We start from the raw sequence: 19,325 nt of genomic DNA, 5'->3' as shown, positions 1-19,325 counted from the left end.
GGTTGATAGGTCCGAGGTGGAAGCGTGGTGACACGTGGAGCTGACGGATACTAATAGATCGAGGACTTAACTATATATTTTTGATTCGTTGATGGTTAAACTCTTATTTAGTTTTTAGGGTATAAATTTACTCACAATTAAATATGTCTGGTAGCAATAGCGGAGAGGACACACCTGTTCCCATGCCGAACACAGCAGTTAAGCTCTCCAGCGCCGATGGTAGTTGGGGCATTGCCCCTGCAAGAGTAAGACGCCGCCAGGCAAAATAAGACCAGGATATGAAAATCTCATATCCTGGTCTTATTTTGGATTAAACGTATCTTTTGTCATTACATACTAACGATCGATTGTTGCTAGCGATAGTTCTACGTAGATAAACAACCGAACTTTTCTATTCAAAATATTATTTACTTTAAATAAACAGCCTCTTATACCGGGGGGATTTTTTTATAAAGGGTTTGGGATATTATGTTAAAGTAAATACATAGGAACGGAATGAGCTTATTCAACTAACGGGGCAGGATAGTGCAATATAGAAACGAGATGAAACATACAAATAAATACTTACGTCTTATAGATAAAGGGGGGATTTAATGCGTTTTTTTACGACTATTCTTGTTTTATTGTTAATTTCTTCTGTATTGATAGGCTGTTCAGCGATTCCTGGAAAAAATGAAGGTGGAACTTTAAGTAAGAAACAAGTATTAGAACTAAATCCAGATGCAGACCTTTTTGAACTTGACGGAAAAGTTTATAAAACGGGTGTTGATTGGATTGAAGAGGAAGAGCTAACAAAAGGTGAACAAATAGGAGAAATATCTAATGGTATGGCAAATAAATTACCTATCGGAGCAAAAGTATTTGCACCAGAAGAAAGAAGAGATATTTTAATTGTTGAGTATGACGGAAAAGAGAAAAGGTATTTACTCCAAGTTGGTGAGTAATTATTAGTTTCGCTAAAGGGGGCTTTAGTTGAATATAAAAGACATAGAATTACAAAAGGAACTTGGAATTTCAATTCAAGTTCCTTTTTTTGTGATTTAATTGTGAATTCTGTGCGATGTTTTCTCTAATAGCACTAAGAATAGACTCGTGTTTTAAGGTGCGAGAGCCTCAAGATGGAACCTGTTAGTATCAGCACTTAACATTTTTATTAGGGTATTAAATTTTAAAATATGCCTCGATTTCATTATTAGGTAAATAGTTGCCAATAAAAAAAGATCCAAAAACTGCATATTTGGCACTAACTTCATCAAATCGTGTATCATATATTAATTTTTTAAATTTCAAGACGTCATCGCAGAATAATGAGATTCCCCATTCATAATCATCAAAGCCAATTGACCCTGTAATAATACGCTTGATATCATCTGTGAAAGTTTTGCTTGTTTCAATATGTTCGAACATCATACGCCCACGTTCTTCTTTAGATAGTGTAAACCAATTATTTGTTTCACCACGAAGCTTACTCATTGGGTAAAAACACATATAATCTGTTTTGGGAATTGTTGGAAAGAGCTTAGCCCTCATTACCGGATTTTCATATGGATCGATTTCCTGCTTGGTATAACTACTTTTTTCAATTATGGATACATAGGAATAACTTGGTTGAGTATAATGTGCGAGGGCAGATTTGTTAAATTCGTTTTCAAGTTTGTTTAAATCTTTCATTGTTGGACGTAATAACATAATCATTAAATCTGCTTTCTGACCTACAATGGAATACAGTGCATGGCTCCCCTTTTTATCATCTTCTATATCTTGCCATTGGTTTAACATAGCGTTAAATTCATTTAAAGCTGACTTTCTATCTTCTTCTGTAGCCTGTTCCCATTTTTCCCAGTTAATTGTTCTAAAATCATGTAAACAATACCAACCATCGAATGTTTCTACAGTTTTCACCATAATTCTCACTCCTAAAGTATGATGATTAATATGATATAGTTAATTTTGGCTGAGTGCTGTGATTATTATCACATGTATCTATTGTTTGATATGAAATTTCTGTGACGATTACTTTTTAATGGTTGATATTTGACTGGAACAGCTCGCGTTGTTATTGCACATGTCTAGGAAACATGCACAACAATTGATTTATGATTGTATTTGTTTTCACTATTTCAACAATGTTGAAATAGGATTAGTGGACTTCTCCACTAATAAAACTTTTGGAGCAATAGAAAACCAATCGTGCATACCTTAAATCTTCTCTATAGTATCTTTCTCTTAAACAGTGTGCCTTTTTCCTCAAAAAGACGTACCATAATTGGTACGCCTTTTTTGAATTATTTAGCTCATTGCATTTGGACCAAGTTTTTGGCTGTTTCCTCCGCTGTTACTACTGTTTCCAGTAGCGCCACCACCCATTTGTGAAACAAATGGGATCATATTTTGCATTGTTTGGCCGATTCCTTGGTTGTTTTTGGTCATCGTATAAAAAGTTGCTGCTCCAACTCCGACTGAAGCGATTAAAGGTAACCACATTGCATTTTTTTGCATTCTTATACCCAACCCTTTCTATGATGTCCCCAAACATTATTAGGATGAGCTTTTTTCATTAAAAAATGCAAGGAATGACATACCATTAGTGGAATGAATCAATTGGATTAATTTGCTTCAAGTGCAGCATTCATACCCGCAAGTCTTCCGGAAACTAAGGCAGATGTAATATTATAACCCCCGGTATACCCGTGAATATCCAATATTTCTCCGCAAAAATATAAACCATGCATGATTTTTGATTGCATTGTATTCGGTACAATTTCTTTGATTGAAACCCCTCCACCAGTCACGAATGCTTTTTCTAATGGCAAAGATCCATGAACATTAAATGAAAAGTGTTTAATATCATGTATAATAGAACGAATTGTTTCTTTTGAAATGTTACCCGCTTTTTCATCTTCACTTACATCATTTTTTATTAAGACGTATGCTAACATTCGCTCAGGCACAATACCTTTAAGTATATTTTTGAACGCTTTTTTGGGATTATGTTTGACTGAATCCCAAACCGACCTAATCAAATGTTCTTCATGTTCATTTGGTAAAATGTCTAATACCATTGGTACTTCTTGCTGACCCTTCATTAACTCTTTTACAACGAATTGCGAGCATCGTAATACAGCTGGACCAGATACACCAAAATGTGTAAACAGCATGTCCATTTGATGGGTAATAATCGGTTTTTTCTTCTTATTCAATACTGAAAGTGATACATCTCTTAATGATAGCCCTTGTAAGCTTTTATTTTTAATGAAATTTTCATTAGATGTTAATGCAACTTCTGTTGGATATAGCTCAGTTATTGTATGTCCTGCTTTTTTTGCCCAAGCGTAACCGTCTCCGGTTGAGCCTGTATGTGGAACGGCTTTACCACCCACAGCAATGACTACCGATTTCGTACGTATTTTTTCATGGTCTTCTAGGATAATGGTGTGTTCATGCTCATCATAGTGTACGGCGTTTACAACCGTATTCATACGTATTTCTACTTCAAGTTCATGAAGTTTGTTTATTAATGCGTTCACTACTGTTTTTGCTGAGTTTGAAACAGGAAACATTCTTCCATGATCCTCTTCTTTTAACTGTACACCCATATTCTCAAAAAAATGGATGATATCGTAATTATTAAAAACAGAGAATGCACTATATAAAAATTTTCCATTTCCAGGAATATGTTTAATCACTTCTTCTTGAGGGAGTCTGTTTGTCACATTGCAACGACCTCCACCCGATATTGCAAGCTTTTTTCCCAGTTTGCTTCCTTTTTCAATTAACATTACTTTTGCACCGTTTTCCGCTGCAGCGATAGAGGCCATTAATCCTGATGGTCCTCCACCGATTACGATTACATCATATGACAACTTTCCTCATTCCTTTCAAAAATAGCTTACCATTTTTTACGTAGAAATCCTATTTTTAAAATGACGGTGGAATAATACATATATTGTTCGAACGTTATGTAGGAAACTTTATCCCACTTTTGATTATGTGTGATAAAATAATAATTTAGGAAGTAATTATAAACAGATGCAGGTGAAATAATGTCGAATTTTGTAAAAGGCACTATGCTTCTTACTGGTGCTACATTTTTATCTAAATTTTTGGGAATGATTTTCGTTATCCCGTTTAATGCACTTGTTGGACCGAATGGGGGAGCATTATATCAAATAGCATATGTACCATATAATATTGTACTAAGTATTTCCACGGTTGGTGTACCGTTAGCCGTAGCGAAATTTGTTTCTAAATATAATTCTTTAGGTGATTATAAAACAGGGATGCGCATGTATCGGGCAGGAATCTCACTAATGCTTGTAACCGGGTTTATTGCATTTTTAGTGTTATTTTTTGCAGCAGAACCGATTGCACAATTTACGATTCCAGACAAGTCAAATATAACAATTGAAGATACAAAGATGGTCATTCGTATGGTAAGTTTTGCGTTACTGATTATACCTGCAATGAGCATTACTCGGGGTTTTTTCCAAGGATACCAGTCGATGGGACCTACAGCTATTTCTCAAGTAGTCGAACAAATCGTTCGTATTGTATTCTTATTAGGTTCTACGTTTATTATTATTGTAATACTTGATGGAGCAATTCCTACAGCTGTTGGCTTTGCAACGTTTGCTGCATTTGTCGGTGGTTTAGCTTCAGGTGTTGTTTTATGGCAGTACTGGCGTAAGCGAAAACCAAATATAGAAAAACAAATCGCGCAGCAACGTGAATCCCATGATATTCCAATGAAGAAGCTTTTTATAGAAATTCTTAGTTATGCTGGTCCATTTATTGTTGTAGGTATTGCGACCTCCCTTTATCAATTAGTTGACCAATTTACGTTCGGTAGAGCAATGACAGCTATAGGTAAGGGCGAGATTTGGGAACTTGTATTATCTACAATAAACCTTTATAGTCATAAACTGGTTATTATTCCGGTAACACTTGCAACTGGATTATCTTTAGCGATATTACCAGTTCTTACGAATTCTTTTACTCAAAATAATCGACCGGTATTATTTCAACAAATTAACCAGGCACTCCAAATTGTAATGGTGCTTGTTACACCAGCAGCAATCGGACTTTCTATGTTATCAAATGTTGCTTATGGTTCCTTATATGGAGAAATGCATCAAATTGATATTACAGGACCATTATTAGGATGGTATGCCCCAGTTGGATTATTGTTTGCTTTATTTACGGTTTCATCGTCAATTTTACAAGGAATTAATCAGCAACGTTTTACTGTTATAAGTTTATCTGCAGGTTTATTAACAAAGATTCTTTTCAATATCTTGCTTATTCATACCTTTGGAGGAAAAGGTGCTATCTTTGGTACTGCACTTGCAGTTGCAATAGCAGTTGGTTTAAATCTTTGGCGTATAAGAACATCGATTCAATTTTCATTTAAACAGCTGTTTAAGCGTACATTGTTAATTTTAATATTTACTCTAATAATGGCTATTACCATAGCGATAGTAAAAGCTATCTTTGGATTGTTTATTCCATACGAAACGGAGCGTTGGGCAGCCATTATTATGTTGTTCTTTGGTGTAACTCTTGGTGGTGGTGTTTATTTATGGTTAGGATACCATTCCACACTTTTAGAGCGTGTGCTAGGTAACCGTATTCAAATCCTAGACCGAATTTTTCGCAGGTAAGGAGGTTTATTCGTGCGGCTTGATAAATTGTTAGGAAATATGGGTTATGGTAGTCGAAAAGAAATAAAGAGTTTGTTGAAAAAAAAGCACATTTCGGTTAATGAGACAATAATTAAAGATGGAAGCGTGCATGTGGATCCGGATTCGGACATAATAAAAGTACAAGGGGATATCGTACACTATCAAAAGTATATTTATCTAATGATGAATAAACCACCTGGTTTTATTTCTGCAACTGCCGATAAAGTAGATAAAACTGTAATCGATATAGTAAGTAAAGATTATCAGCATTTTAATCCGTTTCCTGTTGGAAGGCTTGATAAAGATACAGAGGGACTATTGCTTCTAACAAACGATGGGGACCTTGCTCATCAGTTAACATCACCAAAAAAAGATGTACCAAAATCGTATTATGCTAAAATTGACGGTTTTGTAACTGAGGCAGATATTTCATCATTTAAATCAGGAATTGTTCTTGAAGATGGATATAAAGCAAAACCAGCGAAACTAACTATCCTTCATGCAGGTAACGAATCTGAAATTGAGATAGCAATAACGGAAGGGAAGTATCACCAGGTCAAAAGAATGTTCGAAGCAGTCGATAAAAAAGTAACCTACTTAAAACGATTAACGATGGGGAATCTAAAACTTGATGAGAATCTTAGGTTAAGTGAATATCGAGAGCTTACTGATCAAGAATTGAATTATTGTTTTTCGTTAACTAAAGAAAAAAAGAGCTGACATAAAGAGTTGTCAGCTTTGTTTTTAACGTATATTATTGTTCATTAAGATATGTTTACTTTTTTGTTTGTAATCTTCCATCTGCCTCGAACTGGGCTGTCGACTAGACCGTTGTATGCTAATACATTTAAGTCACGTTGTATTGTTCGGTCTGTCGTTCCAAATTCATCCGCTAATTCGGTAGTTGACACTGTACCTTTTTCTCTAATATAAAGGTAAACAGCTTTAACTCTTGTTAGCATTCGAGATGTTGGTTGATTCAAAAAACCACTCCTTAATGTTTTCATTAATACCGTGGTGCTAGTGAATCTATGTCGATAATTTTATTTTACACCTAATTTCATACGGATAAAAGAGATTATTCTAAAATTTTATAAATAAGACATATAAGAAAGGGTCTATTATGAAAAATTTACCGCATTACTTTATCGCGATTCCAATTCCACTTACATTAAAAGATATGTTTTATGACTGGCAAAATGAATTAAGGCAAAAACTTTCCTATAAACAGTGGCCAACTAAACATGATTTACACATAACACTAAAATTTCTCGGCTCAGTTAATGAAACAACGTTACAAGCATTACAAACGCAGCTTACTAAACTAGAAGATTTTCATCCATTCAAACTAAACGTTGGTGAAGTCGGAACATTTGGTAATCCAAAGAGCCCTCGTGTGCTTTGGGCAGGGGTGGAAAACAATGAGTTTTTAACTTTATTGCAAGAAAAAGTGGAGGAATGTTCCAGTAAAGAAGGATTTAATAAAGAACAAAGAAATTACCATCCACACATCACACTTGCAAAAAAATGGAAAGGTTCAACCCTCGATAACAGCGAATTAACAGATATGAAGAAAAAATATATAGATACCATTCATACATTTACAGTTGATAAAGTTGTTATTTATCAAATTCATCCAACACAAGTACCTAAATATGAAATCGTGTCGAGGTATTTATTAAAAGGGGGTTTTGAGGATGGCACAATTAATTAAACTCCAAGACTATATTTCCCGTTATGAATGGAATGCCTTTCGTTACCCAAGCCAATATATTCGTTTGAAGCAGGAAAATTGGAAAAAACTCTATGCATTATGGAATGATTCAAATAATGAACATTGGAAAGAAGAACCAGAAGAGGAATCTATGTCTGCTTTTTCAAAAGTAAAGAATTTCATTAAAGGGGAAACTGTCTACAATAAAGAAGAAAGCATACCGAATTTACCCAAAACAGTATTGGCGTTAAAACAATACTTTTTGGATAAGCTGTTTCCGATGCAATTAAAGTGGGCCACATCCACTGTTACGGATGTATCATTTATGGAAAGAAAATACGATGATGATGTTACATTAAGATACTTTTTGCAACGTTTTCCTGACACATACCTAATGATGTACTATCCAATTTTTAATGTAAAAAAAGCACCAATAGAAGGTGACATTATTTTTATTAGCCCAGTTGGAATCGAAATAATTTATTTGTTGGAAAAGGATTTTAATGCAACAATTATGGCCAGTGATGAACGGACTTGGATGATTGATTCAAACGTAAAAATACTAAGTCCAATCTTGGCTTTAAAGCGGACAGAGCAAATTATTAAAAGTATTCTTCAGGTCAATAATGTTGATTTCCCAGTTAAAAAAATAGTAATATCCCGCACGAATAATATTGTGTATAATAATGAACCTTACAATACTGAAATTATTGGTAAACATGATTATGAAGCATGGTTTGAAGCGAAAAGGAAATTGGTTTCCCCGTTAAAGAATCGCCAATTAAAAGCAGCAGAATTATTGTTAAAGCATTGTCAATCAACATCTATTAAACGGCCAGAATGGGACGAAGAGGAAACACATTTTCAGATGGACCATGAGGGTTAAAGCAATGTATGTATTTATTATTAATCCAATTGCAGGAAATGGACGTTCAAAGCGTATATTTTCGAAAATAAAGCGCAGTGAACTTTATCAACGTATTGAAAGCATAAATTATTTTACGGATTATAGTGGTCATGCTGAGGAAATTATGGAACAAATAAAAGACAAGGATATTACTTGTGTTATCGTTATCGGTGGGGATGGAACAGTTCATGAAGTAGTAAATGGAATGTCATCGTTATATATTCCACTAGCGTTTATTCCAGCTGGTTCTGGGAACGACTTTGCTCGAGGATGTAATATAAAAGGAGATTCACTGACTATTTTTGAACAAATTATTAAAGGGAATAATAGGATTCCATACTGGATAGGCAGATACCAAATAGACAATGTTAAACGTTGTTTTGTTAATAGTATTGGGTTTGGTTTTGATGCGGAAATTGCGGATGTTGCCAATAAATCACGCTATAAGAAATTTTTTAACAAATTTCGTTTAGGTACACTAAGCTACTGTTTTGCACTTGTTCATGTATTGTTATACTTTAAACCGATGACAATGGAATTGGAAATTAATGGGGAAAAACGTCACATGAAAAATTGCTGGATGATGACAATTGCAAATCATCCATTTTATGGGGGTGGAATGAAGATCATTCCGCATGCTAAAATTCAAGCAAATACATTTCCTGTATTGCTTATTCACTCCATCTCAAAATGGAAGGTTTTGGCTTTTTTCATGACTGTTTTTACTGGAAAACATGTTAATTTCAAGGAAGTAGAACTAGTTGAAGCTAGTCAAATTAAAATGAGTTCAAACAAAAAGGTTTCATTTCAAGTCGATGGGCAGACAAGTACATCTACAACCTGTATTATTACAAAAAGCCGTCATCGCATGTCAGTTAATGGATTTCCGGTTAACGTTAAGCGTGAACAAACAAACATTTCCTTGAAATAGTGGTTTAATTTCGGTAATCTAATCTCATATTTGTAATTTTTGCGAGATACCTATAAAATATATGATTGGACTATATATCTTTAAAGATTTGGGGAATGAATGGTGAATTGGCTGAATGCTTCATTAGGCAAAGAATGGAATATTACACCTGCGGGTGGATTAACTGGAGATGCTTATATAGCTGAAAATAGTAATAAGAGACTATTTTTAAAGCGTAATTCTTCACCATTTCTAGCAGTATTATCTGCGGAAGGAATCGTTCCAAAGCTTGTGTGGACGAAACGAATGGAAAATGGGGATGTCATTACCGCACAGGAATGGATTGAAGGAAGAAAATTAGAACCAGAAGAAATGCGTCATCACCGGGTAGCTGAATTGTTACGCAAAATTCACCACTCCTCTGAACTAGTGCACATGCTCATGCGAATGGGGAAAAAACCAAAAGCACCAGATGATAACGTAAATAAACTTAAACAACGATTTAATGCAAATAATCTTATAAATAAACACAATGAAATTGAAACAGCCTTAAGCTATTTACACCAATTACTTCCTGTTACGAGAGAACAAAAGCAAGTTGTTTGTCATTGTGATATTAACCATAATAATTTGTTGTTAACAAACGATGGACAATTATATTTAGTTGATTGGGACAATGCAATGATTGCCGATCCGGTAATGGATTTTGGTATGTTACTGAAATGGTACATTCCAAAAGAAGATTGGGCAAGTTGGTTAGACACATATGGTGTGACATATGATAAACAGTTGTTTAAACGAATGTATTGGTATTTAATTTCGGATGCACTTTATTATATTAATTGGCATTATAATCGAAATGAGCTAAAAAAGGTTTCGGAAAGGTTACATGATTTACGAGATTTGAATACGTTTGTAAACACAAATTTTAGTGTAAATTAACTTGTGTTATAACACTCATCCATTGTTCAATATTCTCTTTGTTAGTTGTTATATGTTCGGGTGAATGTTGAGCAATTTCGCCTTGTCGCCCATAATTATAAATTTCTGGAAGCAGTTGTAAAAGCTGATTATCTGTAATATTGTTTTGTGCCATCATTGATTGAACTAACCGCTTTATTTGTTGATACTCAGCGATTTCGCCACAACAGTCTTCAGTTTGTTCACTTAATATATCATGTAATAATGTTAATTGATCGTTAACTGTTAATGTCATTAAAATCACCTCTGATTGCTAGTATTTACGTTTCAATGTAAACTATGCTTGCAAGTTTGAGTGATGTTTTGAAAAGAGGGAAAATAGTAAATGCGTCAACGAAATAAACCGTGGGCTGATGATTTTTTAGAAAATAACAGCCACATTGTAATTCCAGATTCAAGTATAAATAAAAGTAAATGGAAATCAGTTTTTAATAATGAAAATCCAATTCATGTTGAAATCGGCACGGGAAAGGGTCAATTTTTAGTTGGTATGGCAAAACAATTTCCTAATGTGAACTTTATTGGGATAGAACTTGCGAAAAGTATTATTGTTACAGCAGCGCAAAAAGTTAAAGCTGCTGAACTAGACAATATTTTATTGATTAATGAAAATGCAAGTGATCTTCGAGAAATTTTTGCGGATGATGAAATTTCGACTATTTACTTAAATTTTTCTGATCCTTGGCCCAAAAATCGTCATGAAAAACGCCGGTTAACTTTTCATACATTTTTAGAGCAGTATCGCCATGTAATGAAGGATTCCAGTGAGTTAGTAATGAAAACGGACAATAGAGGATTATTCGAATATTCACTTGTTAGTTTCTCAAAGTTTGGTATGAGATTAGAGGAAGTTAATTTAGATTTACATCAGGCAGAGGATCCAACAAATGTTATGACAGAGTATGAACAGAAATTTTCTGAGAAGGGACAAGTTATATATCGCTGTAAGACACGATTTAATTGAAATCAAGGCCCATTCACGGGTCTTTTTTTGTATCTAAAAATCGTCATGGCACACACATTTTTTTAATAATGTCAACAATGGTTTTGACAAATTGATGTTTAGATTTGATTGTGAGCGGAATTGCCTAGGTATAAAATTAATATATGGAAGTTATTATTCATTTTAGGAGGAAATTTTATGGCAGAAAATAAGGGGTTTCGTGCAAAGGTACAACGCTTTGGCAGCTATTTGAGCGGAATGATCATGCCGAATATTGGGGCATTTATCGCATGGGGAATAATTACTGCTTTATTTATACCGGATGGCTGGCTGCCAAATGAAGATTTGGCAACATTAGTTGATCCAATGATTAAATACTTGCTGCCGCTTTTAATCGGATTTACTGGTGGTCGTATTGTTCATGATTTACGTGGAGGGATTGTCGGTGCTACTGCAACGATGGGCGTTATCGTAGGTGCTGATATACCTATGTTTTTAGGTGCCATGATCATGGGCCCATTTGCTGGTTATTTAATGAAAAAGGTTGATCAATTATTTCAAGATAAAATTCGTTCTGGATTTGAAATGCTTTATAACAATTTTTCAGCCGGCATATTATCAGCTATATTAGCAGTAGTCGCTGTAAAACTCATTGGTCCAGTAGTAGAAAGTCTGAACAATATTTTGGCTGCTGGTGTAGAGATGATTATCAATGCTGGGTTGTTACCATTAGCAAATATTATTATTGAGCCAGCGAAGATTTTATTTTTAAATAATGCGATTAATCATGGCATATTGAGTCCGATTGGGGTTGAACAGGCATCGGAAGCGGGGAAATCAATTCTGTTTCTGTTAGAAGCAAACCCAGGTCCTGGATTAGGGATATTACTTGCATTCGCTATTTTTGGCAAAGGAATGTCTAAAAGCTCGGCACCTGGTGCTGCAGTTATTCAATTTTTAGGTGGTATACATGAAATTTATTTCCCATACGTGTTAATGAAACCTAAATTACTTTTAGCGGTAATTGGCGGGGGAATAAGTGGTGTATTCACTTTTCAAATTTTTGGTGCAGGATTAGTTGCCCCAGCATCGCCTGGAAGTATTTTTGCAATATATGCAATGACTGCACAAGACAGTTATCTAGCTGTAACTCTTGGAGTATTGGTGGCAGCTGCTGTTTCGTTCCTAATTGCTGCATTAATTTTGAAAACCAGTAAATCAGATGACGAAGATTTGTCAGAAGCAACTGGTAAAATGGAAGAAATGAAGGGTAAGAAAAGCGTTGTAGCTGAATCATTACATTATAATAATAAAGGGGCAAACGCTGATATAGAAACTGAAAATCAGTTAGAAGCAACGGTTGCCAATAAAAGTCCGGAAGAAATTAATAAGATTATTTTTGCATGTGATGCGGGTATGGGTTCTAGTGCGATGGGGTCATCCTTATTAAAAAATAAGTTTAAAAAAGCGGGGGTTGATGTATTTGTTACGAATAAAGCGATCAACGAAATCCCTGAAGATGCAGATATCGTTATTACCCATAAGGATCTAACAGAACGTGCTAAAATTAAAATACCTACTGCAGAACATATTTCTGTAGAAAACTTCCTAAACAGTCCTAAATACGATGAATTAGTTGAAAGATTTAAATAAGGTAGACAAAAGTAAACATTGCAAGGAGGTGAACAGTTTGTATATAGCCGGTCGCATGCGAAAGATTATAGAACTTTTATTACAATCACAAGAAGATGTGACTGTAAAAGAGATTGCTGATGCTCTTTACGTAAGTGAACGAACGGTTCATCGAGATTTGAAAGATATTGAACAGATAATTCTTTCTTACAATTTGCAGCTTGTAAAAAGGTCGGGGGTAGGGATTCGGATTATTGGCAGTCTGCATAATCAGCAGCAATTGGAAATGACGCTCACAACGGAGGCTACCTCTGATTATACCCCCGATGAAAGACAGACAATCATTTTATTAACACTTTTGGAGACAAATGAACCAGTCAAACTGTTCACCCTGTCACATGAACTTAAAGTAACAGCTGCGACAATAAGTAACGACTTAGATCAGTTAGAAGAGGAAGTAAAAGCGTATCACCTTCAACTCATAAGAAAAAGAGGGTACGGCATGAAGATTGAAGGATATGAAGGTGATAAACGCTCTGCTATTAGCAATCTGATTACTAAATATATCAATCCATTTGTTTATGTTTCTCTGTTAAAAGACAATATCAAGAATAATGCACCGCTGCAATTAAACACTATTTCCAATCGTTTGTTAGATTTTGTCAATCCTAAAAAGCTAACTACGATTGAAAAAAGTGTGGAACGGGCAATAGTAGAACTACCGCATGAACTGGCTGACAGTGCTTATGTTGGTTTGATTGTACATCTAGCGCTAGCTATCGAACGATTACAAAAAGGTGGTAATATAACATTTGATCATGTGTATAAAAAGCAGCTTGAGGGTACAAAAGAGTATGAAATTGCCAGAAACATGATTCAAGAATTGCGGGGTTCGCTGTCCATGGATATCCCGGATGATGAAATCGGGTATATTACCATGCATTTATTAGGTGCTAAATTACGAATTGATAACAATTATTTAATTGAGGATTCCAGTATCAATATCGCCTATAAGGCAAAAGCATTAATTAATTATGTAAGTATGCATTTAAATATGGATTTAACCGATGATAAGCAATTGTTAAACGATCTAGTGGCACATTTAAAACCAACAATATATCGGCTTAAGCAGGGAATGAATATAAAAAATCCATTGCTTGAAGACATTTTGAGAGACTACAATAACCTATTTTACGTTATCCAGGAAGGTGTTCATGACGTTTTTCCGGAAATGGCCTTTCCAGACGATGAAATAGGATATCTTGTACTTCACTTTGCTTCTATTCTGTTATATGGTGAAATAGACGTGGATTTAAAGGCATTGGTAATCTGTTCAAGCGGTATAGGTACATCGAAAATGCTTGCTACGAAACTAATGCAGCGTATTCCGGAAATAAAACAGGTGGAAAATAAATCAATGTTTGAATTGGAGAATTCCAATATTAATGAATATGACGTTATTGTATCAACCATTTCGTTAAAAGATTTTGAAGGCAAGTATATTCAAGTTTCACCTATGTTAACAATTACAGAAGCACATCGTATTAAGAAAGCAATTAGACAGAAGAAGCTTACGTATACTAGACCACGCTCGAAACCAGTTAAAGCACAGCATACGGAATTTATCTTACAGCTAGAGGCAATCCAAAATTATTCAAAAGCAATTTTGGATGTACTTAATTCCCTGCAGCTTACAAAGATTAAGGAAAAACGATCATTGGAATTCATATTGCGCTCAGCATGTAATGATTTAGTAAATAGGAAATTAATTACAAACAGTAATAGTGTCTTTGAAAAACTGTTAAAAAGAGAACATATAAATGGTCTGGGAATTCCAGATACACCACTTGCACTGTTTCATGCGAGATCAAAGGAAGTTATCAAGCCCTGTTTTACAATTCAATCATTATCCAGTCCAATAACCGTAAGAGGGATGGATGGAGAAGATATGGAGACGGATACACTAATGCTAATGGTTGCACCTGAGTTTACTCATCAGGAGGTTTTGGAAATAGTAAGCTTTTTAAGTGGTTTAATTATTCGGGATCAAGAAAGCATTCAATTGTTTCAATCAGGAAACGAAACACAAATTAAGCACTTCCTGTCTGAACAGTTCCATAAGCATCTTCAAGAAAAAAATATATTATAAGGAGTGCATCATGTAATGACAAAAGAAGTTTTAAGTAAAGAATGTATCCAACTAAATAAAACATTAACGAGTAAAGAGGAAGCAATTCGATATTCTGGTACTGTTTTGGTTAATAACGGTTATGTTGATGCATCCTACGTTGATAAAATGCTGGAAAGGGAAGAATTAACTTCTACATTTATGGGGAATCATGTCGCTATCCCACATGGTACGGAAGACGCGAAGAATCTAGTAAAAGAAACAGGGCTGTCTGTTGTAACAGTACCAAATGGAGTTGATTTTGGTGACGGAAATATTGTAAAAGTATTAATAGGTATCGCGGGTAAAGGGGATGAACATTTAGAGGTTCTTTCCAAAATTGCAATTGTGCTTTCCGATGAAGAAAATATCCAGAAAATCGTAGACACTCGGTCAGAAGAAGAAATCCTAGGTCTCTTTGATGAGGTGAATTAAATGCTGGCAGTACATTTTGGTGCAGGCAATATAGGTCGTGGCTTTATCGGTTCTTTACTTTATCACTCAGGTTATCAAACAACATTTGTTGATGTGAACGAAGCGGTTATTCAGGAGTTAAACAATAAACAGCAATATAAGGTAATACTAGCAGCTGAGAAAAGTGAATCATTAACAGTAAATAACGTATCAGGAATAAACAGTGTCACTAGCCCAGGGAAAGTAATAGAAGCTATATCAAAAGCTGATATCGTAACAACTGCTGTAGGTCCAAACATTTTAGCTATAATTTCAGAACTAATTGCAAAAGGTTTACGTGAGAGAATCAAATCAACTAAAAAACCAATTAATATAATAGCCTGTGAAAATATGGTTGGTGGTAGTTCGTTGTTGAGAGAAAAGGTTTTTGAACATATTACAGAACAAGAGCAAGTAGCATTTAATGATCTTTTCGGTTTTCCAAATGCAGCTGTTGACAGGATTGTTCCTAATCAGGTAAATAATAAGGATTTGTTGGATGTATCCGTTGAACCTTATTATGAATGGGTTGTAGAGGAACCAGCAATAAAAGGTGACGTTCCAACTATTGACGGGATAACATATGTAAATGATTTAAAACCTTATATTGAACGAAAGTTATTTACTGTAAATACAGGTCATGCTGTACCTGCATATATTGGTCACTATATTGGATATACCACTATAAATGAAGCGATGAATGACTATAACGTTCAAGAATTTATAAGAGGTGCATTAGCTGAATCTGGTGAAGCATTAATTCAAACCTATCATTTTGATAGAGAAGAACACCAAACTTATATAAATAAAATTATCAAACGCTTTAAAAACCCATATATTTCAGATGAAGTTACAAGAGTGGGGAGAGGTCCAATACGTAAGTTGGGACCGCATGATCGGTTAATTTGCCCTGCAAATATATATATTGACGTTACTGGTGAAACGCCGTCCTATCTCGCTAAAACAATCGCTGCGGTATTGCAATACACGAATCCTCAAGATGATGAAGCAGTTAAGCTACAACAAATGATTGAGGAAAAAGGATATAAAAAAACGTTACAATTAGTATCGCAGTTAGATTTGCAGCATCCATTAATTCCAACTGTTTTAGAGGAATTGGATGAAATAAAAGCTTTTAAACGGTAAATACAAAGAAAGCCTTCTTTAGTAAAGGAGGTTCTTTTTGTATGGATTCTGGTAGCGTTTGCAGGAATATCATTGATTCGCTACACTAGAAATAGAAGGTGAGGGGATTGAGATGGAAACACTACACATTGGACGAGCGAAACTTACTTGGTTAAATGGCGGTGTAAACTTTCTAGATGGAGGTGCAATGTTTGGCGTTGTACCAAAAGCATTATGGGGAAAGAAATATCCGCACAACGAAAAAAATCAAATTGAATTACGGACAGATCCGATTTTGCTACAGATTGATGGTAAGAATTTTTTAATCGATTCAGGTATGGGAAATGGTAAATTATCCGATAAACAATTACGAAATTTTGGTGTAAAAGAGGAATCGTCAATTGAAAGTTCTCTTCATGAATTAGGACTGTCTCCAGATGATATTGATGCAATGCTTATGACACACTTACATTTCGATCATGCATGTGGATTGACGAAGAAGGTGGACGACTCATTTATCTCTACGTTTAAGAATGCCACAATATATACGTCGGCTGTAGAATGGCATGAGATGCGAAAGCCTAATATCAGGTCTGTAAATACATATTGGGAAATGAATTGGCAGCCAATACAAGAGCAAGTGCAGACGTTCGAAAAGGAAATTCAAATCACGGATGGCCTGAAAATGATTCATACTGGGGGTCATAGTGATGGACATTGTATTTTAGTGTTTGAAGAGGCCGATGAGTGTTTTATCCATATGGCAGATATTATGCCTACACATGCCCACCAAAATAAATTGTGGGCACTTGCATATGATGATTATCCTGTAACATCCGTTCATCAAAAAGAAATGTGGATGGATTTTGGCTATAAGAAGCAAGCATGGTATACATTTTATCATGATGCTTATTACAGGGCTATTCGGTTTAATGATAATGGTGAAAAGATGAATGAGGTTGAACGTGTACGGTATGACTATGTGTGAGGTTGAAAAGCTGTCCTTTGTTTGGGACAGCTTTTTAATTTGATACAAATAAAAACTGCTCAAAAGAGCAGTTTATCATCATTATGTTGTTTGTATTGCGTCAATAACGGCACCTGTCTCAACGTCTACATGAAATTCAAATTGCTTATTTTCTCCATCTATGTTGCGTGTTACTCCACCACGATAGGCGTTAAATGTAAGGCCATTTTTCTCTACTTCTTCCGGTTTCATATAGATCCATGAACCACTGATTGGTCCTCGTTTCTTGAATGTCTCTTTTGCCTGTTTTAATGCTTTTTCAGGTGTAACTTTCTGAAACTGATCTACTTGTTGTTTCGCTAAATATCCTACTGCAACACCTAGTCCAGCTGCAAGAACTGCTTTTTTCATACTCATTTTTATTATCACCTCTAGCTACAAATTTAAATTCGATTTTGTAAACTATCCTACAAATGTTAGTATACCGTAAATAAATATAAATAGAAAATAATACACAGTAGATTTGTGGAAACATTAAGGTAGTTTCCGTTATACTTAATTAAATACTTATTTTAGGATGGGGGATTTCGATGAAGCAGGAAACACTGGATCTTTTTAAAACATTAACAGAATTACAAGGCGCACCAGGAAATGAACACCTTGTTCGAAAATTTATGAAAGGTGAATTAGAAAAATACGCTGATGAGATTATTCAGGATAATTTAGGTGGTGTTTTCGGCGTTAAAAAAGGTGATGGACCGAGAGTAATGGTTGCAGGTCATATGGATGAAGTCGGATTTATGGTTACACAAATTACTGAAAATGGCATGATCCGCTTCCAAACACTTGGTGGATGGTGGAATCAAGTACTACTTGCCCAACGTGTACAAGTAATGACAGACAATGGACCAGTTGTTGGGGTAATTGGTTCCATCCCACCACATAATCTAACACCTGAACAACGTAAAAAACCGATGGAAATGAAAAACATGCTTATTGACATCGGTGCGGATGATCGTGCAGATGCATTAAACATCGGTATTAAACCAGGTCAGCCGATTGTTCCGATTTGTCCATTTACCCCAATGGCAAATGATAAAAAAATACTAGCAAAAGCATGGGATAACAGATATGGATGTGGTCTTTCCATTGAGTTATTGAAAGAGTTAAAAAATGAAACAGTACCAAACCATTTATTTTCTGGTGCAACTGTTCAGGAAGAAGTCGGTTTACGTGGTGCACAGGTAGCGGCAAACATGATAAAACCAGATATTTTTTATGCACTGGACGCATCACCTGCGAATGACATGTCAGGCGATAAACAAGAATTTGGACAGCTTGGTAAGGGTGCATTACTTAGAATATTTGATCGTTCCATGGTTACACATCGTGGAATAAGAGAATTCATACTGGATACAGCAGAGTCTAATAGTATTCCTTATCAATACTTTATTTCGCAAGGGGGTACTGATGCTGGACGTGTACATTTAACGGACAATGGTGTTCCATCAGCAGTGGTTGGTATTTGTTCACGTTACATTCATACATCTGCATCGATGATTCATGTTGATGATTACCAAGCAGCAAAAGAATTACTAGTAAAACTCGTTAAATCAACAGATCAAAATACGGTAGATCAAATACAGAAATCAAGTTAAAAAGATTTTTTTAGAATAACCGGCAGTATAGCTCCCCACCTGATGTAGAAATTTTGGAGGGGGTAACTGCCCATCTGATTGGTTCAACTAACATTCAGTAGTGGAAGTAAAAAAACCCCACTGAATGAAATTTCACTTTTAATGCTGCTGCCAGTTTGGTAGCAGCTATATTTATCCATCAATTACA

General features: G+C 35.1%; 20 protein-coding genes and 1 rRNA gene. 15 read left to right on the top strand and 6 right to left on the bottom strand.

Features of this window, described 5'->3' with window-relative positions; all coding sequences use genetic code 11:
• The first annotated feature begins 146 nt into the window (after window positions 1-146).
• Window positions 147-262 (top strand): 5S ribosomal RNA (rrf, locus tag CS937_RS12750).
• Between the two features lie 331 nt (window positions 263-593).
• A complete protein-coding gene (locus tag CS937_RS12745) occupies window positions 594-944 on the top strand; it encodes a hypothetical protein (protein ID WP_099158831.1) in 351 nt (116 codons plus the stop codon).
• Window positions 945-1,161: 217 nt separating this feature from the next.
• On the opposite strand, the gene hemQ is transcribed toward CS937_RS12745, so the two are convergent.
• The 3 genes from hemQ to CS937_RS12730 form a co-directional block, all read right to left on the bottom strand.
• Complete coding sequence (gene hemQ, locus CS937_RS12740) at window positions 1,162-1,905, bottom strand: hydrogen peroxide-dependent heme synthase (protein ID WP_099158830.1); 744 nt, start codon at window positions 1,903-1,905, stop codon at window positions 1,162-1,164.
• 384 nt (window positions 1,906-2,289) lie between these two features.
• Window positions 2,290-2,499, bottom strand: coding sequence for a hypothetical protein (locus tag CS937_RS12735; protein ID WP_099158829.1), 210 nt, complete (start codon window positions 2,497-2,499; stop codon window positions 2,290-2,292).
• Window positions 2,500-2,606: 107 nt separating this feature from the next.
• Window positions 2,607-3,863, bottom strand: coding sequence for a BaiN/RdsA family NAD(P)/FAD-dependent oxidoreductase (locus tag CS937_RS12730; protein WP_099158828.1), 1,257 nt, complete (start codon window positions 3,861-3,863; stop codon window positions 2,607-2,609).
• Window positions 3,864-4,043: 180 nt separating this feature from the next.
• Here CS937_RS12730 and CS937_RS12725 point away from each other — a divergent pair, with 180 nt between their 5' ends.
• Entirely contained in the window at window positions 4,044-5,660 is a 1,617-nt protein-coding gene (locus CS937_RS12725) for a putative polysaccharide biosynthesis protein (RefSeq protein WP_099158827.1), read from the top strand.
• 12 nt (window positions 5,661-5,672) lie between these two features.
• Window positions 5,673-6,401 (top strand): pseudouridine synthase, encoded by a 729-nt coding sequence (locus CS937_RS12720; protein ID WP_099158826.1) that lies wholly within the window; start codon window positions 5,673-5,675, stop codon window positions 6,399-6,401.
• Between the two features lie 44 nt (window positions 6,402-6,445).
• Here the strand turns inward: CS937_RS12720 and CS937_RS12715 are convergent, their stop codons facing one another.
• Window positions 6,446-6,664, bottom strand: a complete 219-nt coding sequence (locus tag CS937_RS12715) for a DeoR family transcriptional regulator (protein WP_099158825.1) — start codon at window positions 6,662-6,664, stop codon at window positions 6,446-6,448.
• Window positions 6,665-6,804: 140 nt separating this feature from the next.
• On the opposite strand from CS937_RS12715, the gene thpR reads away from it, so the two are divergent.
• The 4 genes from thpR (at window position 6,805) to CS937_RS12695 (ending at window position 10,154) form a co-directional block, all read left to right on the top strand.
• Entirely contained in the window at window positions 6,805-7,395 is a 591-nt protein-coding gene (gene thpR, locus CS937_RS12710; protein ID WP_099158824.1) for an RNA 2',3'-cyclic phosphodiesterase, read from the top strand.
• Entirely contained in the window at window positions 7,379-8,281 is a 903-nt protein-coding gene (locus CS937_RS12705) for a nuclease-related domain-containing protein (protein ID WP_099158823.1), read from the top strand. The genes thpR and CS937_RS12705 overlap by 17 nt, the downstream gene beginning before the upstream one ends.
• A 4-nt stretch (window positions 8,282-8,285) precedes the next feature.
• Window positions 8,286-9,233, top strand: a complete 948-nt coding sequence (locus CS937_RS12700) for a diacylglycerol/lipid kinase family protein (RefSeq protein WP_176555830.1) — start codon at window positions 8,286-8,288, stop codon at window positions 9,231-9,233.
• Window positions 9,234-9,332: 99 nt separating this feature from the next.
• Entirely contained in the window at window positions 9,333-10,154 is an 822-nt protein-coding gene (locus CS937_RS12695; protein WP_099158821.1) for a phosphotransferase family protein, read from the top strand.
• On the opposite strand, the gene CS937_RS12690 is transcribed toward CS937_RS12695, so the two are convergent.
• Window positions 10,141-10,428, bottom strand: a complete 288-nt coding sequence (locus CS937_RS12690; RefSeq protein WP_099158820.1) for a YtzH-like family protein — start codon at window positions 10,426-10,428, stop codon at window positions 10,141-10,143. The genes CS937_RS12695 and CS937_RS12690 overlap by 14 nt on opposite strands.
• Before the next feature lie 90 nt (window positions 10,429-10,518).
• Here CS937_RS12690 and trmB point away from each other — a divergent pair, with 90 nt between their 5' ends.
• The 6 genes from trmB to CS937_RS12660 all read left to right on the top strand — a co-directional run bounded on the left by trmB (window position 10,519) and on the right by CS937_RS12660 (window position 17,501).
• Window positions 10,519-11,157 carry a tRNA (guanosine(46)-N7)-methyltransferase TrmB gene (trmB, locus tag CS937_RS12685; RefSeq protein WP_099158819.1) on the top strand — a complete coding sequence of 213 codons (639 nt, stop codon included), beginning with the start codon at window positions 10,519-10,521 and terminating at the stop codon, window positions 11,155-11,157.
• A gap of 177 nt (window positions 11,158-11,334) precedes the next feature.
• Window positions 11,335-12,789, top strand: a complete 1,455-nt coding sequence (locus CS937_RS12680) for a PTS mannitol transporter subunit IIBC (RefSeq protein ID WP_099158818.1) — start codon at window positions 11,335-11,337, stop codon at window positions 12,787-12,789.
• Window positions 12,790-12,817: 28 nt separating this feature from the next.
• Window positions 12,818-14,917 carry a BglG family transcription antiterminator gene (locus CS937_RS12675; protein WP_245835750.1) on the top strand — a complete coding sequence of 700 codons (2,100 nt, stop codon included), beginning with the start codon at window positions 12,818-12,820 and terminating at the stop codon, window positions 14,915-14,917.
• A 15-nt stretch (window positions 14,918-14,932) separates the two neighbouring features.
• A complete protein-coding gene (locus CS937_RS12670) occupies window positions 14,933-15,370 on the top strand; it encodes a PTS mannitol transporter subunit IIA (RefSeq protein WP_099158816.1) in 438 nt (145 codons plus the stop codon).
• A complete protein-coding gene (locus tag CS937_RS12665; RefSeq protein ID WP_099158815.1) occupies window positions 15,371-16,534 on the top strand; it encodes a mannitol-1-phosphate 5-dehydrogenase in 1,164 nt (387 codons plus the stop codon). It begins immediately after the preceding gene.
• 112 nt (window positions 16,535-16,646) lie between these two features.
• A complete protein-coding gene (locus tag CS937_RS12660; RefSeq protein ID WP_099158814.1) occupies window positions 16,647-17,501 on the top strand; it encodes a YtnP family quorum-quenching lactonase in 855 nt (284 codons plus the stop codon).
• Between the two features lie 81 nt (window positions 17,502-17,582).
• Here the strand turns inward: CS937_RS12660 and CS937_RS12655 are convergent, their stop codons facing one another.
• The gene (locus tag CS937_RS12655) at window positions 17,583-17,897 is read right to left on the bottom strand and encodes a PepSY domain-containing protein (RefSeq protein ID WP_099158813.1); all 315 of its coding nucleotides are present in this window, start codon (window positions 17,895-17,897) and stop codon (window positions 17,583-17,585) included.
• 173 nt (window positions 17,898-18,070) lie between these two features.
• Between CS937_RS12655 and CS937_RS12650 the strand changes: the two genes are divergently transcribed.
• On the top strand, window positions 18,071-19,138 hold the full coding sequence (locus tag CS937_RS12650) for a M42 family metallopeptidase (protein ID WP_099158812.1): 1,068 nt from the start codon (window positions 18,071-18,073) through the stop codon (window positions 19,136-19,138).
• The last annotated feature ends 187 nt before the right edge of the window (window positions 19,139-19,325 follow it).

Source organism: Virgibacillus ndiopensis (assembly GCF_900187325.1).
Classification (GTDB): Bacteria; Bacillota; Bacilli; order Bacillales; family Amphibacillaceae; genus Virgibacillus_E; species Virgibacillus_E ndiopensis.
The sequence above is the reverse complement of the archived record's forward strand: the minus strand, read 5'-3'. Positions and strand labels throughout refer to the sequence as shown.